Below are 16,993 nucleotides of genomic sequence, written 5' to 3' on the forward strand. Positions count from 1 at the left end.
AATTATCTCTACCTTTTCCCCTGCTCCACACCGTACGTGAGACTTTCACCTCATACGGCGTTCCATCTTAATCTGATTAGATAATTTCAGTTAAATTACACTTCTTACGATATTTATTTAGTTTCTCAAGCTGTTTTCCGTTCAACTTCAGTATTTGCATATATCGTTCAATCGTTTTATCGGTTACCGCATGAATCAACTTGTGAACCGTTCGGTTCACTATTACTAGGTTTCTATATTCATCCGTCCCGCCTAATGACTTTGGCAGTATATGGTGGCAGTGCACATCATAGCTATAAATGAATTCTCCAGTGATTGCACAGATTCCCTTCTGCATTGAATACCTTGAAAGCCTATTATCCGTATATTCTACAGTTTGTCCTCCATGTGTATTCATAAGCATTAGTTGCAGTTCCAGAGCTATACTCCCTTTAATTATTTGTTTATCATTTCGACCTTCTGATGTGTAATTACAGATACTTTGCTTAAAGTTTCTATTATCCAAAGTTCTGACATCCGCAATAGGATGCAGATGTACACCCAGTACTTCAAAGGTTTTATAGTTGTTTTTGTTAAATAATTTATAAGTTTCTGATGGTTTTCTTGGAACACCATACTTACCAATAGATTTCAAACGATTGTACAAGGTGCGGAATAGGCGATAGGCAATTTTAGCGAAGTCAATGCTAACATGCGTTGCTGATTTATAATAATTCTTAATCCCCATTACGTAGCTGTTATAATGGTTAACCGATTTTACGCTAGTGTCTTTCTGTATGGTCTTGATTAGCTCCCTAGCCTTATTTACTATTTCGTTTTTCTTGTTGGGGGCTACGTGCGTTATTGCTACATACTTTTTCTTCTTTCTTTTCGCTTCTAGCGTGAAACCAAGAAATTCAGATTTATTTTTCCTAAGGTTTGTAATCTTAGATTTCTCAGGCGAAATTTCCAGGTCTAAATTGTTTTTCAGATACTTTTTGACTCCATGATAAATTTTATAAGCTGATTTGTGATTCCTTGCGAATATCTTAAAGTCGTCTGCATAACGGACAATGAACATTTCTTTTAGATTCGTTTTCTTGAGCGATCTATATTTACATCCATTGTCACTATACTTGTGATTCGTGTTCAATGATTCCCATTGGTTTGATATCCAGTGGTCCAAATCATTCAGTACCACGTTCGATAAAAGGGGCGACAATATCCCACCTTGCGGTGTGCCTTTTGTTGGAACCCCTGTTATTTCAATAGGTGCTTTCAACATTTTATTTATTACCGCTAACACTCTTCTATCCTTTATCCCCATATTGTATAATTGTTTCATCAGCTTATTGTGATTGACATTATCAAAAAATCCTTTTATATCTATATCTACAACATAGTGCAGACCATTCCTGTTGATTAAATGTTGGCAACGAGCCATTGCATGTTTTGTAGCTCTATTTGGTCTAAAGCCATAAGAATGATTGTAGAATTTCGCTTCGCAGATAGGCTCTAGGATTTGCTTTAACATTTGTTGTATCAACCTGTCGCGCATCGTCGGAATTCCCAGAGGTCTTGTTTTACCATTCGGTTTTGGTATCTCGACTCTCCTCACACCATTTGGTTCATAGTTGTCTAGGCAGTTCACGATTTCGTTGACTAAACTATCTTCAGACTCTATCTTGAAATCAGCTATCGTTTTTCCGTCAACACCAGCAGTTTTGGAACCGGTATTGCTTTTAATGTTCCTATACGCAAGTAAGATGTTATGTTTTTCAGTAATTTTTCCATATAAGTCGTATCCCTCTAGCCCGTTATTCTTACTTCTTTCATAGAGTTCATCCAACTTGGTTTGCATATTGTAGTATTCATTATGACGTAATTGTGTACTCACCGATGGATTGCTTCCCTTTCCTTTCGAAAAGTCCCATCATCCTACACGACCTTGTGAGTTGCATTTAAGTTGTAATTATTTTCGAGAATTAAGACTTGGGGCTATCTCTCCGCAGTTTATTATCACTGTTTCATAAATACTGTGCCCCTACTCTCACAAGAATAAAGTCATTTCGGTTGGTTTTTAACCTTATAAACATCGACCCGATTATAGTCGTTTTTGTGGTCGTTTCTTGCTTTCCACGTTCCAATTAACCTAGCTGTGCATATATCTTTAGGTGGTTGCTCTGAGCCTGTGAAGTTATAGATTCATCGTTACCTATTCCGAATTTCATAACGCCAGTCTTACTTTTCGGTACTTCACCCCACGGAGTGGGCTACATCTTTCGCGTGTAGTGACAATCTAGACCCTTTAATCCACAACTTTGTCAGTTCTTATAGAACATTCTCACCATTGATATTTTATAGCATCCCGACCTATCTATATCCTTGTCATTATAGTGGCTTGATTTAGGTTATATTCAGTCGACTTCACCTGGCTTCGTACGATTCAGAACTATATTTCTTAGTCGCACGCAGGAGTATTAGACAGTTCGTTTCGGCTCAACATGACGGCTTTCATTCCGAACTACAGTTAATTAGTTATATTTCTTTTGGTTCAAGAAATCTCGCATTTCATGCCGTAGGCATTTATAGCGAAACGTGTCGCGCTAGCGCATTATCTGAATAGTTTTTCGTGCAGGAACCCCTCACCAATCGATGCGATTATTTTCGCATGGATTATGAAGAAAAGAGTGCCGGAAAAGTTTGAAATACAGAGATACGAAAAGGCACCCTATGGAAATCGATAGGGTGCTTTTTGTTGTTTCGTTTGGGAACAGATGGGGGAATGTCCGTCCCCGCTCCAGTGATGTCCTCTCCCCGATCGCGGATCTTCGCTGAATTTTACGATGTCCTCTTAACTGTTCATGTTGTTCGCCCTCGGTCCAAGGACATCCTCTCCTGAGTCGGGAATGTCCTATCCAGCTACCGAAAAATGGTGTGTTTACTAGATTTTTATCGGTGGAATTGGCCAGCACACCGTTAGAAGAAAAGGATAAAGCTTATTAATGAATCTTAATTTCAAAAAAATAAGAATAAACCGCAATTTACTATTGACATAAGCATATGTAAAATATAGTATTCTACTATACAGATAATTCTAACATGCTTTGTATAAGGGGTTTGAGGGGGAATGTAGATGAAAAATCATACAAAGAAGGAAATGAATATTTGGCTTGCGTTATTGCCTTTAGTGATCATGATTGTTGTGATGATTTTTACAGTTGTAAAACTGGAACAAGGTCCACATATTCCACTAATTGTCGGGACATCGATTGCTGCGCTAGTTGCTTGGAAAGTTGGCTTTAATTGGAAAGAAATTGAGGAAATGATGTATAAAGGAATTCGCCTTGCGTTACCGGCAGTTGTCATTATTATTTTAGTCGGCTCAACAATCGGTGCGTGGATGGGTGGCGGGATTGTTGCGACGATGATTTATTATGGTTTGCAAATTATTTCGCCCGCTTGGTTTTTGGTGACGATTACTTTAATTTGTGCAATTGTTTCACTCGCGATTGGGAGTTCTTGGTCCACGATGGGAACAATCGGTGTCGCGGGAATGGGGATTGGTCTAAGTATGGGGATACCTGCTGGTATGGTTGCGGGGGCAGTCATTTCAGGTGCTTATTTTGGCGATAAAATGTCGCCATTGTCAGATACGACCAACTTGGCAGCGGGGTTAACGGGTACGGATTTGTTTGAACATATTAAACATATGTTATGGACAACGATTCCGGGTCTTGCGATTGCACTTGGTATTTATGCTTATTTAGGGCAACGTTTTGCAGCGGCGAGCATTGAAACAGTGGAAATAGGACAAACGGTGCAAGTGTTGCAGGAAAGCTTCATTATTTCGCCGTGGTTATTACTTATTCCACTTGCCGTCATTGTACTTGTTGCGTTTAAAGTACCGGCCATTCCTGCTTTAATTGTTGGGATTGTACTTGGTTATTTAGCGCAAGTGTTTGTGCAAGGCGGGTCGATGGCGGTAGCGATTGAAGCGCTTCAAAGTGGCTTTACAATTTCGACAGGCAATGAAATGGTCGATGAACTATTCAATCGCGGCGGCTTGGATTCAATGATGTATACGGTTTCAATGACAATCGTTGCGATGACTTTCGGTGGGATTTTGGAATTTTCGGGGATGTTGCAGTCGATGATGAATCAGCTATTAAAAATCGTGAAATCAGCAAAATCACTGATTGTATCAACGATTGCTGCTTGTTTTATGACGAATGCTTCATGTTCAGAACAATATATTTCGATTGTTGTACCATCAAGAATGTTTAGTGGTGCATATCGTAAAATGGGGCTTCATTCCAAGAACTTATCGCGTTCATTGGAAGACGGGGGAACATTAACCTCCGTTTTCATTCCGTGGAATACATGCGGCGTCTTTATTTTTGGGACATTAGGAGTTAGCGTCGTGCAATACGGCCCCTATGCCATTTTAAATTTCGCTGTTCCGATTCTTGGGATGATTTATGCGGTGACAGGCTTTACAATCACGAAATTAACGGAAGAAGAAAAAGCAGCTGCGGAAGTAGAAGAAACGCAAGCTTTACAGTCACAAGAAGTGCTTACCCCCCTAGAAAAATCGGTATCCAGTCATTTTTGATGATTGGGCACGGATTTTGATGATCAAGATAAAACCTTATCGAATCCGAAGATATTGTTGGCGTAACGGCGGCTAATTAAATTAAGTGGCTGCTGTATAATTTCTTCCTGTTATCTTCGTGTAGGGATATCATTTTTTACTGTTATCGATGGTAATAGGTACCTAGATATATCAAAGTTTGATGAAGAGAGTACAACCAAAAAGTAGTGCAGACCATAAATTGGTTTGCACTACTTTTACCATTGTGACCAAAATTTACTTAAATGGTATTTTCATTGCTTCGGCCATCAGTTGTGGGAAATCAGTATTTTCGATAAGACCAGCAAATTTATGGGCTTGTGGTCCATAAGCATAAATAGGGATGTCTTCACCCGTATGTCCAGTATGTGACCAACCAACAAGTGCATGCCTAGAAATGATTGAGTTAATTTGAAGCGCTGGATTGCCTGCTTGTTTAATTTGTTTTATTTCGGCTTCAGTTAATGTAATGCCTGTATGTTCCAATACAACTTCTTGAATATTATTTCGTTCTTCATTTAATTGAGCAGCCATAAAATCACCAGTAGCTGTTACATTTTTAAGGATGTCCAAATTAGCACCTGATTGATTGTAACCGCCGACAGACATACCGCCTGTGTCATGATCACTTGCGATAACGACTAATGTTTTCTTATCTTTTTTTGCAAAATCTAAAGCTTCTTTGACTGCATCTTCAAACGCTTCGGTATCTTTCATCGCCCATGCTGCATCGTTTGCGTGGCCAGCCCAATCGATTTGACTGCCTTCAACCATTAAGAAGAATCCGTCTTTATTTTTACTTAAAACTTCGATAGCTGCGGCTGTCATTTCTTGCAAACTTGGCTCATTAGTCGTCTCACGATCTAATTCAGGAGTTAAACTATCTTCCGCGAAGAGACCGATTAACTTGTCCACTTTCTTTAGATTACTCATCGATTGTGCATCGGATACAATTTCATAACCATTTTTTTGTGCTTTATTTAAAAGTTCATTACTAAAATACTTTTTACCGCCACCTAGGAGGACATCGACATCATTTTCAAGGAGTTGTGGTGCAATAGCTGCCTCGTTTGCGCGCGATTCAACTTCTGAAGCGAAAGCCGCTGGTGTGGCATGGGTAATCGTTGAAGTTGCGACTAATCCTGTAGATTTTCCGCTCTTCTCGGCTGCCTGTAAAATTGAAGTGTGTTTATTCCCCTCAGGATCAATCCCAATCACCCCGTTGTTCGTTTTTACTCCAGTAGCCATCGCAGTACCGGCAGCAGCAAAATCCGTCACTTCCGAGTTAGCAGAGTAAGTCCGGTGCATACCAACTAGATGTGAATCCATGACTGATTCTTCCCCTTTGTACAAGCGATAATTTGTCGCATACGCAGTAGAGTATCCATCTGGAATCATGAAAATCACATTTTCTACCTTTTCGTTCGATTGAGGATTTTTTGCTTCAGCGGGTTGAAAAGCTGCGTTTCCCGCAAAACTTCCTACAAGTAAACTTCCAGCAATTGCTAGGATCATACTCTTTTTCTTAAACGTTTTCTTCAATCCAATTCCTCCTTTGAAATATCGTTCAATTTCATTCTATCTTTCGATTGTTAATCTAGTATTAATCTATTGTTCGGGAATTGTTAATTTTTCGTCAGCTGTTTGAGTGCGTTGTATGTTGCAGTTTATTGTGATGAACAACGGTGCAAAAGGGGGTATGCATTTAGATAATTTAATGAGCACAATTTCCGCATGATATTAGGAATGAAGGAATACAATCAATGAAGGGGAATTGTAAAAAAAAGTGCGAGACTCCGTGACGATTGATCTACAGTGAAAATGGGATGAATTGACCTTAGCATGTACTCGATTTTGTAAATCACGCGTCAAATAATTTACAGGGATGCAAAATTTAATAAATGAAAGGATGAGGAAATGAAGAAGGTATTCGCGATGCTGTTTACTTTGTTCATAGGATCGATTTTATTAGTAGCTTGTTCAAGTAAGGATTCTAAAGAAAGTAAAGGCAATTCAGAAGTAACGGAAATTACGTATTGGCAGTACACATTCCCAACCAAAGTTGAGCAGATTGATAAGATTATAGCCGATTTTGAAAAAGAGAATCCGGATATTAAAGTCGTAGCGCAAGATTTTCCATACGATCAATATCAAAATAAAATATTTGCGGCAGTTGAAGCTGGAGATAGGCCGGATATACTGAATATTTATAATGGGTGGATTTCAAAATATGTGGATATGGATTATATCCAACCGATTCGCGAAGAGTTTATGAGTAAAGAAGAAATTTCAGATTACTATGTGGATATGATTCAACCGTACGAATTGGATGGGGAGTTTTATACATTACCCGTGGCCGTGCGTTCATTGGCTTTATTTTGGAATAAAGATATGTACAAAGAAGCGGGATTAGATCCGGAAAGTCCACCAAAAACTTGGGAAGAATTAATTGAAAATGCCAAAGCAATGACTGAAATGACGGATGATGGCCGTTATAAAAAAGAAGGGTTTGGCTGGAATGCGGCAGGGCAAGGATTACATGAATTCCAACAAGTGTTGTTACGTCAATATGGCGTAGAGCCTTATAGCGAAGATGCGTCAAAAGTATTGTGGAACGAAAAGCAAGAAGGATATGACGCATTTAAATATTGGCTAGATATGACAATGGTGCATAAAATCGGGGATCCAGATGTAGGCAATACGTACCGGGAAGCTTTCCTTGCCGGCATTGCGGGGATGATTGTGGATGGTTCATTTGCAGTTGGGGATATTCAAAATGCAAGTTTTGACTGGGGCGTGACGACTTTGCCTGTACTTGAAGAAGGCGGTTTACAGTCAAACTACGCGTCTTATTGGACGAATGCCATTGCCAAAGGGGTAGAAGGCAAAAAATTAGAGGCGAGTGAAAGGTTCCTTGCGTATTTAATCCAAGAAGATGTGCAAAAAGATTGGTTAGAAAATGTTGGTGAGTTACCTGCCTCGAAAGCGTTAATCGCGGACGAAGAGCTTGTGAATGATCCAACTTACGGACCGTTTATTGAAGGATTGGACTATGCGCATGCTACATTTTTTGTAAACGAAGATAAAGAGCGACAAATTATTATCGATGGCGTAGATAAAATTCGTTTGGAAGATGCGGATTATGATGAGACGTTTGATGAAATCGTGACAAAGATTCAGGAAGTACGAGATGAATTCTTTAATAAGCAATAAAAAGTAGCGAGCGGACATTTAGCTATGAAAGCTAAATGTCCTGCTTTAGGAGGGGGATGGCTAACTTGAAAAGAAAGGAGACGACAGCGAAGAGAACGTTCAGTTTACAGACAAAGAAGGCTTTGATTGCTTATTCGTTTTTATTGATACCCGTTTTATTTTACTTAGCAATCCGAATCATTCCCGCATTTCAAGCTTTTTTGATGTCTTTTACAACGAGTAGTTCATCTGCGTTTACGATGGACAACTATCATAAATTAATAAACGATGAAGTGTTTTGGAAGTCTGTTAAAAATACAATTCTTTACGTCATAATTATTGTGCCGTTACAAATGTTATTTGGGTTAATTTTAGCGTTAGCGATTGAAAGAATGGGCGGGAAGTTGAAGTGGTTTTATCGAATTGTTTTCTTTTTACCGTATATGACGTCAATCGTGGCCATTAGTTGGGTTTGGCGATTATTATACGATCCTAACTCAGGCATCTTGAATGAAATCTTAGTGAAATTGCATTTACCAACACAAGAATGGTTAGGAAGTCCATCTACTGCGCTAATTTCTATTAGTGTGGTCATTATTTGGCAGATGATGGGTTTTTGTATGCTGTTATTTACTGCGGGCTTACAAGTTATCCCAAGACAGTATTATGAAGCAGCTGATATTGATGGGGCCAGTAAATGGCAGACTTTCTGGCATATTACTTTTCCTATGTTGAATCCAACGATTGTCTTTTTAGCAATTATTGGGGTGATCCAAACGCTACAAACCTTCACACAGATTGCCAACTTAACAGGGGGGAGCTCCGGCGGCGGATTGGGCGGTCCTTTAAACAGTACGATGAGTGTTGTTGTTTACATGTATAACGAAGGTTTCCGACAATATAATTTACATTATGCCGCAGCGAGTACGGTATTCCTGTTTATTTTAATTTTAATCGTGACGTTAATTCAATTCCGAACATTTAACAAAAGTTATAAATTGTGAGGGGTGAAATCATGAAAAAGAAAAAGTTTAGTATCTCAAAAATGATTGTCAATATCCTCCTGATTATCGGGATTGTAGCGGTATCCTTTCCTTTTGTCTGGATGATTTTATCGTCGGTCAAAAGTACGGCGGATTTTTACTCTTTTTCATTTTGGCCAAAGTCGCTCGATCTCTCAGGATATAAGTATGTTTTTGAAAAAACTGATTTCACCCGATGGTATTTCAATAGTTTTATCGTTGCGATTGTCGTGACGATAAGTAATATTATTTTCTGCTCGTTAATCGGGTATACATTGGCAAAATTTCGGTTTACAGGCGCAAAATTAATTTTTTTAATTATATTAAGTACAATGATGATCCCAACGGAAATGTTAATTATACCGTGGTATGTATTCAGCAGTGACTTCCAGTGGGTTGATACGTATTGGGGATTAATCTTCCCGGGGTTGATGGAAGCGTTTGGTATCTTTTTAATGAGACAGTTTATGCTTTCTGTACCGGAAGACATTTTAGATGCGGCGCGAATAGACGGTATGGGTGAATTTAAAATTTGGCTAAGAATTGCGATGCCACAAGTGAAGCCCGCCATATCTGCACTCGCAATTATTACCTTTTTAGGGAATTGGAACGCGTATTTATGGCCAGTCATCGTAACAAACACGGCTGCAATGAGAACCTTACCTGTTGGAATTGCGATGTATGGAACTTCAGATGCTGGGGGAATTCAATGGAATACGATTATGGCGATGAGTTCGTTAACGGTCATTCCGATGATCATTGTCTTTTTAATTTTCCAAAGACAAATTGTTGAAGGAATCGCACTTAGCGGAACGAAAGGGTGATTAACGAAACCATTGACTATCACAAATATGAGTGGCGTATTGCCTTGTCGGAAGGTATTTCCATTGAAAAAAGTAAGCTTGCGGTGTAAAATAATGAATACAAGCTGCATTGTTCGTACCACTATTAAGTTTTAACCTTTAAGCTATAAAAGGGAGTTTTAAATCGAAACTGAAATGGCAAGCCTTGTTCTTTTCACAAACAACGAGGACAGACAGGAAGGTTTCTGCGGACACCCACTTTGAGGAGTGGTGGTTTAAAACTTTCTAATGACGTACGGCAAAGGCGGCTTCTACATAAATAAAAAATTTAATAAACATCCTTCAAATCCGTATTTCGAATTTGAAGGATGTTTTTGTTTTGCTGGGCATTTTTTTTTCGTATTTGTGCGATATACTAAGAATTATTTGAAAAAACATAAAAACCGATGCAGAAATACCATCCGTTTTCTTCATCGGTTTTTTAGTAGTTTATCGGGATTAAAGTTAGAACATCCGTCTATTCTAAAGAAATTGTCCATTCGCCTATGGCAGTTACTTCAATAATAATTGCGTCTTTTGAGATACGAGTAGTTCCTTCATAAGCATCTGTTGTATTAACCAATAAATCTTTATCGGGATCGTAACTTTTAACTGCAAAATGCCTTTCTCCACTATTCCCTTTAATCTTCGCAAGGCTTGGGTTGCCCTCTACTAATAAAACTTCGTCTCCAGTACCTTCAATGCTACCAGGTGATTCAATAGCCCGCATTGAACGAACAGAACGTGATTCAATTGTCCATGGACCTTTGCTTGAGATTTCTAGTAGAGTAGTTGTGCCACGAGGATCTAGAGTTATACCTTCGTATATGTCAGTTGTATTGACAAACAGTTCCGTTGAATTGTCGTTGTCATCAAAACCCTTTACAGAAAAATGTCTACTTTCTTCGTTTCCTTTAATGAATAAAACAACTGGACCTTCTTCGGTTTTCTCAATTTTTATTACATCATCACCATTACCTTCGTAAACAATGGCTTCTGGAACAGGGGCTGGTTCAGGCTCAGGCTCCGGTTCGGGCTCGACTTCTTCCTCTTCCTCTTTTTCTGTTTCTGTTGCATCATTAGCCTCTACGTCTTCAATTATTTCATTTGCTGTTTCATCGTTACTATCGCTTCCATTCGATGAGTCACTGTTGCCACAGGCTACTAAAATACTTGCCAATAAGCCCATAGCTAAAAATAACCATAGTTTTTTCAACACGATAACCTCCTAAAATTTATAACAAAACATTCGATTTATTTTCCTAATACCGAGTTTATAAAAACGATGATCGGAACTTTAGAGATAACACTATAGTTCATTAATGTTGAATCGAATTATTCTGTATTAATGATAATTATAACACATGTAGTTCTAAAGAGGTACATTGTTTTGTAGGTATATTCTACGTTGTATAGAAATGTAATCTACGAACATGCAATCACAAAAATGACTAAACTTTTTAATGAATTTCTACTATATGGAACGTTTTAAAAGAATAATGACTAACTTAACCCCTTTCATAATCTCAATAAAGTGCAACTAAACCAAGAAATCGTTATGATAAAGAGAAGGCACATCGAACGATTATATAGGGAGTGTTCTAATTTTGAAAAGTTTTCTTGTTATGCAAGGGCACACTTATAACGAAGAAAAAGAATTGGGTTTTATTTGGGCTGCGAAAAAAGATCGCAGTGGCATGCCTTCCCATTCATGGCAACGTTTGACTGATGTGAAAAAAGGGGACTTGGTTTTTCACTATGTGAATGGGCGTATTTTGGCGGTAAGTGTAGCAAAGGCTAGTTGTAAAATTGCTGATAGACCATCGAATGATCAATCTATTGGTGGGCAGGCTGAAAAAGGATATTATGTTGAGCTAGAATATCATGAGCTTAACGTACCGATTCATATTCAGTCGAATTTTGATGAAATCCGTCCACTTTTGCCGATTAGGTATTCGCCATTTCAACTCAATAGCCATGGCAATCAAGGTTATCTGTATCCTTGCAATGAAAAATTAGCTGTTAAGCTGCTGGGAATAATTGCAGATGCCAACATTACTGAAGTGGAAGATGAACAATTAGAGTTCGCCATGAGTCCGGTTGTTCCGGTTGAAAGAGATATGTTGCTTCCGCTATTACATACTGCTGAGGCAAGAATGAGGACTAAAATCCGTCATAGTGAACAAAATTTCTGTAAGGACTTGATGCTGTTATGGGCTCATCAATGTGTTCTATGCGGGATTGATTTACCTGAATTGCTGAAAGCTGTTCGATCAAAACCGTGGAAGGATAGTTCTGATGTGGAAAGGGTAGATCCGTACAACGGATTATTACTTTGTGAAAATCATGCGGCTCTTTATGAAAATGGATTGATTGCTTTCGATGGACAGGGGAGACTCCATATTTCATCGCAATTGTCCGAAGAGGATTATGGAAGATACGACTTACATAAAAAAATGAAGATTGCCCGGCAAGAGAATCATAAGCAATATCTTAAGTGGCATAAAAGGCATTTGTTTAGAAGCTAAAGGCGAAAAATATAAATTGTAAAACCTATAAAGCCGTCCAGAAGGGTTTGAAGGAAAATTTTTGCTAGAATTGATTATTAATATTTCTGTTGAACTAAAAAAGAGTAGCATCTACGATAGATGCTACTCTTTTTTCGTGTTTCCCGGGAAATAAATCCCTAAAAGCATGTTTTGCAATTTGTTTCTTTTCGACTGCATCCTGAATGGACATACCTTAAGATTGCTTCTCCACCTTGCCGAACTTACATGCGGTTTCGAATAATATTTCCACAGCAGGAAGAAGGGTATCTTCATCAATATCAAATTTTTCATGATGATGGCCTGCAGCTAGGTCTGTGCCGAAAATGCAGTATGTTGCTTGTCCTCCACGTTCTTGCACGGCATTTAAGAAATAAGTTGCATCTTCGGATCCGGCATTATCTTCACTTAACAGCGTAACATTTTCGATGAAAGAGTGCTGATTGGCGATTTGAGCTAATTCTTTTGCCAGCTGCTCAGAGCATTTGCAACTGATTGCCTCTCCTGCAAGCTCAATGGTCTGTTCAACGTCATACATACGAGCTGCTCCGTCGACAATATTTTCTATCTGTTCTTTCATATAGTCATTTACTTCGCTCGTTTCTCCGCGTGTTTCCACTTTCATCGTTGCATGATTTGCGACAATATTTCTGCCGGAACCTGCATGAAGTTCACCGACATTCACACGGGAATCGCCACTCGAATGCCGACTCACAGCATGCATATTTAAAGCGGCACTTGCTGCGGCGAGTAAAGCATTTTTTCCTTTTTGAGGTTCACTTCCGGCATGGGAAGATTTTCCAGAAAATGTGATATCCAGCTTGGACGTAGCTAAAAAGCCGTTATTCGCCGCAACGAAATGGTGTTTCGGTACACCTGTGCCTATATGGGCGGCAATAAAATAATCAACATCATCTACCACGCCAGCGGATGCCATGGCTTTTGCCCCTCTTGTTCCTTCTTCCGCCGGCTGGAAAATGAGTTTAATCACACCAGTAAGCTGCGCTTGATGTTCCGACAGTAGCGTCGCTAATCCTAGCCCAATTGCGGTATGCGCATCATGTCCACAAGCATGCATTGTACCTTCAGAAATTGAGCGAAATCCTAAGTGCATAGGCGCATGATCGAATGAATCAGACTCTACAATTGGCAACGCATCCATATCGAAACGGAAGGCAACGGTAGGTCCAGGACGATTTGTCTGAAGTGAAGCGACAATCCCTGTGTAACCCTCCTGGAAGAAGGGAAGAAAACGCTCGATAGCTCCATGTTGCTTTGCCCATAAGACATGGTTGTCCGTTATTTCTGCATTTGGTTTCCCCATACATGCTTCTTCCTTCATAACACTTTTACCCATTTGTAAGTCGAAGCCTAATTCATCTAGCACGCTCGCTACAATAGATGCCGTTCTCATTTCTAAAAATCCTTGTTCAGGAAAGCGGTGGAAATTCCTACGCCAGTTAATAACTTGTTCTTCTAGTTGCATAAAAATCCCTCCATCTAAACTGATGACCGCTCATTCAATAGATTAATAACGAGCATGAATTCCTGGACCGAATGGAATTCCAAAGTAATAGAATGCAATAATTAAAATGATCCATGTAATTAAGAAAGCAATGGAATAGGGCAACATAAGTGAAATATATGTGCCAATACTTGCCTTTTTATCGTAACGCTGCATAAATGCTAATACGATTACCATGTATGGAAACAGGGGAGTAATGATATTGGTTGAAGAATCCCCGACCCGGTAAGCCACTTGCGTAAAGGCTGGATGGTATCCGAGTTGCATAAACATCGGCACGAATATTGGAGCCTCAATTGCCCATTTAGCTGAACCGGATGTTAAGAGGAAGTTCAACATGGATGTAAAGATAATGTACGCTATAATAAGTGGCAACCCTGTAAAATTAATACTTTCAAGTAGTTCTGCTCCGTTGACTGCGAGCCATGTGCCAAGATTGGACCAATTAAAGTAGGCAGTGAACTGTGCGATGGCAAAAACAAGTACGATATAGCTCGACATATCCTTGATTGATTCGGCCATATAATGACTCACGTCTTTACTGGACTTGATGGTTCCAACGACAATACCAAATGTGATCCCGATAATTAAGAAGAAGAATAAAATAATCGGAATGATGCCATCGAGAAATGGCGATGGAATAAGTCCTCCTTCTTCGTTGGTCAGTGGACTATTCGGTATGAAAATTGTCCCAACAATTATCAATACATAAATGAGTCCCGCAATTAAAGAATAAATAAATGCTTTTTTAGTTTGTGGCAAATCTTCTGTTTTGTCTTCTTCAATCGCCTCGCCAGTATATTTTCCCAGCCTAGGCTCGATTAAGCGTGTTGTGACAAGTCCTCCAACAAACGTGAGCGCAAATACAGATACGATATTGAAAAACCAATTATCAACAGGAGTAACGGTCATTGTTTCATCGACAAAACGTGCCGCTTCAGTTGAAATACCAGCAAGCAATGCGTCTGTTCCAGCTACAAATAAATTCGCTGTAAATCCTGCACCAGCACCAGCAAACCCTGCGGCAAGACCAGCAAGCGGGTGGCGGCCTACTTTATAAAAGACAAGTGCTGCTAAAGGAGGAACTAAAACAATAGCAGCATCAGAAGCAAGATTACCCATGATACCTACAAAAACAACTGTATATGTCAGTAAGTAGGGTGGTGATTTTAAAATTGTTTTCCGAACAGCATAATCTAGCATACCAACTTTTTCAGCTAATCCAACCCCTAGCATCATCACTAATACTAATCCTAGTGGTGCAAATCCTGTGAAGTTATCCAACATCGAGGTTAGGATAAATTGCAATCCTTCAGCGGAGATTAAACTTTTAATGGGAAGTGTTTCTCCGTTTCCGGGATGAACAACAGATGCATTGAATAGGCTAAAGCACCATGAAATGATGATCATAAAAACAGCTAAGCCAATGAATATCGCAAATGGATCAGGAAGTTTATTTCCTACACGTTCGACAAGATCTAAAAATCTTTGAAATAACTTTCTTTTTTCTTTCATAAATTCACCTCATATTTTCTTTCCATTTAATGTTGTAGGTCTGATGTCTTTCCCAATTGGACTTCTGTATGGATGTTTTGCTTGGAATTGGAAAAATTCATCTTGTATTTTCTTTAACTCTTCTTTGGAGGTAAGGAGGTTAATACCAGTCAATGCCATCGCAGCGGCGGCACGTAACATTCCTTTATGAGCAAAACTAGATAAACCTTGTGCCGTCATTTGCCATGTATGCAGTGGAGTGGCAAGGGTACTTGTCGCTGCTGTTAATTGCGCGGTAGGCACAACCCAACTGACGTCCGCCACATCAGTAGAACCAAAGAAAATTTCTTCGGATTCTTTGTAATCGGATATAGAATCAGAGAGGTGTTTTCCTTCGAACTCACTACCATCCCCGATATAGCCGAATCCTCTCATCAAATCGATATAGAAATCTTGTTCGTCTTGTGTGAAAGTGTCCCATATTTGTTTAGCGTAAGCCTTTTCTTCATATGTCGGTTCATCAGCCCCAATGGTTTTAAAGCTCTTATGTAGCAAGGCTTCTAAACTTCTATTAGGCACATAATTGGAACAAGCTTTGTGGAACTCAACGGTTACTTTGGTTTCTGTCATTAAAGCTGCACCTTCAGCTATCTTGCAAATACGTTGGTAAATGCCTTCTACTTGATCTATTTTCGGGGCCCTTATTAAATAAAGGACTTCTGCATTTGGTTGAACAACTGCTGGAGAAAAACCGCCGGTGTTCGTCACTGCATAATGGACCCGAGCATCTTGAATAATATGCTCCCGTAAATAGTTGACGCCGACGTTCATTAATTCAACAGCATCTAGCGCACTTCGCCCTAAATGAGGAGAATTTGCAGCGTGAGCAGCAACACCTTCAAAATGAAAGGAGACTTGGTAATTTGCGAGCGTTGGTAAACTCATAATGGCGTTCGCAGGGGAGGGGTGCCATGTTAATGCCGCATCAACGCCTTCAAAGGCATTTTCCCGCACCATAAATGTTTTACCAGAACCGCCTTCTTCTCCAGGACAGCCATAAAAAATAACGGTTCCGGAAAGATCATTTTCTTCAAGATAAGCTTTCGCTGCACAGGCAGCTGCAAACGCGCCTGTACCTAGTAAGTTATGACCGCAACCATGCCCGATATCAGACATTCCTTCAATCTGTTCTTGTTGAGTTGCACATGGTTTTTGGTTCAAACCTGGAAGGGCATCGAATTCTCCTAAAAATGAAATGACAGGTTTCCCAGCACCATAAGTCGCTTTAAAAGCGGTTGGGATATTCGCGATATTGCGCTCTACTGTAAAACCTTGTCTTTCGCATTCAGTCATTAGGAAATGAGCAGATTCATATTCTTCGAAACGTGTTTCAGGATGATTGAAAATGTATTCTGATACTTGTTCAAAATAATCTTTTTTGTTTTCGATATATTCTTTGATGAATGTGTGCAATGAAATGCCTCCTATTTTATTCTATTGAAATTGAGTACTGGAACAGTTAGTCGGATCTTATAAGCTGCAAGAAATCTCGCACCATTTAACAAGGACTGACTATCAGTGTTCTCTGCGGGGGATGGTTGATGCCTTGATGACAAGGAATAAACAATAGACCGCTTAGACCATGCCGTGTTCATCGCATCGTGGCCTGTGCTATCCATAAACGCTTAAGAAAGATTTGATTATTAGCACAATTCCGTGAAATCTTCTTGGCGATTCACATCTAGTGCGTTTTCCAGCAC

At 39.4% G+C, this 16,993-nt stretch carries 11 protein-coding genes and 1 other RNA gene; 6 read left to right on the forward strand and 6 right to left on the reverse strand.

What is annotated here, in order from left to right; all coding sequences use genetic code 11:
* Positions 1-76 precede the first annotated feature (76 nt).
* Positions 77-1,876 carry a group II intron reverse transcriptase/maturase gene (ltrA, locus tag AB1H92_RS05255; protein WP_115361779.1) on the reverse strand — a complete coding sequence of 600 codons (1,800 nt, stop codon included), beginning with the start codon at positions 1,874-1,876 and terminating at the stop codon, positions 77-79.
* 1,239 nt (positions 1,877-3,115) lie between these two features.
* Here ltrA and nhaC point away from each other — a divergent pair.
* A complete protein-coding gene (gene nhaC, locus AB1H92_RS05260) occupies positions 3,116-4,594 on the forward strand; it encodes a Na+/H+ antiporter NhaC (RefSeq protein ID WP_115361777.1) in 1,479 nt (492 codons plus the stop codon).
* A gap of 255 nt (positions 4,595-4,849) precedes the next feature.
* Here nhaC and AB1H92_RS05265 read toward each other — a convergent pair whose 3' ends face one another.
* On the reverse strand, positions 4,850-6,154 hold the full coding sequence (locus AB1H92_RS05265; protein ID WP_243835725.1) for an alkaline phosphatase: 1,305 nt from the start codon (positions 6,152-6,154) through the stop codon (positions 4,850-4,852).
* Between the two features lie 375 nt (positions 6,155-6,529).
* Between AB1H92_RS05265 and AB1H92_RS05270 the strand changes: the two genes are divergently transcribed.
* From AB1H92_RS05270 to ssrS, 4 genes are all read left to right on the forward strand, one after another.
* Positions 6,530-7,825: an extracellular solute-binding protein gene (locus AB1H92_RS05270; RefSeq protein WP_115361775.1), complete on the forward strand. Its 1,296-nt coding sequence runs from the start codon at positions 6,530-6,532 to the stop codon at positions 7,823-7,825.
* Between the two features lie 65 nt (positions 7,826-7,890).
* Complete coding sequence (locus tag AB1H92_RS05275; protein ID WP_166739480.1) at positions 7,891-8,808, forward strand: carbohydrate ABC transporter permease; 918 nt, start codon at positions 7,891-7,893, stop codon at positions 8,806-8,808.
* Positions 8,809-8,819: 11 nt separating this feature from the next.
* Positions 8,820-9,650: a carbohydrate ABC transporter permease gene (locus AB1H92_RS05280; protein ID WP_115361771.1), complete on the forward strand. Its 831-nt coding sequence runs from the start codon at positions 8,820-8,822 to the stop codon at positions 9,648-9,650.
* 98 nt (positions 9,651-9,748) lie between these two features.
* Positions 9,749-9,944, forward strand: a non-coding RNA gene (ssrS, locus tag AB1H92_RS05285) — 6S RNA.
* A gap of 202 nt (positions 9,945-10,146) precedes the next feature.
* Here the strand turns inward: ssrS and AB1H92_RS05290 are convergent.
* Positions 10,147-10,884, reverse strand: coding sequence for a hypothetical protein (locus AB1H92_RS05290; RefSeq protein WP_115361769.1), 738 nt, complete (start codon positions 10,882-10,884; stop codon positions 10,147-10,149).
* Positions 10,885-11,275: 391 nt separating this feature from the next.
* Between AB1H92_RS05290 and AB1H92_RS05295 the strand changes: the two genes are divergently transcribed.
* Complete coding sequence (locus AB1H92_RS05295; RefSeq protein WP_115361767.1) at positions 11,276-12,196, forward strand: HNH endonuclease; 921 nt, start codon at positions 11,276-11,278, stop codon at positions 12,194-12,196.
* Between the two features lie 214 nt (positions 12,197-12,410).
* Here the strand turns inward: AB1H92_RS05295 and AB1H92_RS05300 are convergent, their stop codons facing one another.
* From AB1H92_RS05300 to AB1H92_RS05310, 3 genes are read right to left on the reverse strand one after another with little or no spacing between them, the layout of a single operon-like run.
* Positions 12,411-13,700 (reverse strand): amidohydrolase, encoded by a 1,290-nt coding sequence (locus tag AB1H92_RS05300; RefSeq protein ID WP_115361765.1) that lies wholly within the window; start codon positions 13,698-13,700, stop codon positions 12,411-12,413.
* A gap of 42 nt (positions 13,701-13,742) precedes the next feature.
* On the reverse strand, positions 13,743-15,254 hold the full coding sequence (locus tag AB1H92_RS05305; protein ID WP_115361763.1) for an AbgT family transporter: 1,512 nt from the start codon (positions 15,252-15,254) through the stop codon (positions 13,743-13,745).
* A gap of 9 nt (positions 15,255-15,263) precedes the next feature.
* Entirely contained in the window at positions 15,264-16,706 is a 1,443-nt protein-coding gene (locus tag AB1H92_RS05310; RefSeq protein ID WP_115361761.1) for an amidohydrolase, read from the reverse strand.
* Between the last annotated feature and the right edge of the window lie 287 nt (positions 16,707-16,993).

This window comes from Sporosarcina pasteurii, assembly GCF_041295575.1.
Lineage (GTDB): Bacteria > Bacillota > Bacilli > Bacillales_A > Planococcaceae > Sporosarcina > Sporosarcina pasteurii.